Raw genomic sequence first — 334 nt, forward strand, 5'->3', positions numbered from 1 at the left:
GTACACCCCTCGGGCGCACAGCCCACGGCGGCGGGCGGAGCGGCGCACGCCGTCGCACGGCACGCGACCGTCCCCGCCCGTCGATGCGCGGGACCGGGTCCGGAGCGCGACGAAGGCCCGGCACCGTGCCCGGTCCCGGGCCTTCGCGCCGGGTGGAGCTAGGGGGCCGCGAACCCCCGGCGTTCTCATTGCGAGCGAGACGCGCTACCAACTGCGCCATGGCCCCGATAAGCGGTAGTAAGATTAGCCCCCGGCGACGGCTTCCGGCGACTGCGGTTCGGCTCCGACGACGTGACGTGCGTCGCGCCCGCTCCCGCAGCACGCGCGGGGCGGG

Annotated in this window: 1 tRNA gene; it reads right to left on the minus strand. The window is 76.0% G+C overall.

The annotated features are described in order from the left end of the window. Positions 1 to 153 precede the first annotated feature (153 nt). Positions 154 to 226 (minus strand) — tRNA-Ala (locus V5O49_RS00160). Positions 227 to 334: the final 108 nt, after the last annotated feature.

It is taken from the genome of Isoptericola haloaureus, from assembly GCF_036689775.1.
In the GTDB taxonomy this organism is placed as follows: Bacteria; Actinomycetota; Actinomycetes; order Actinomycetales; family Cellulomonadaceae; genus Isoptericola; species Isoptericola haloaureus.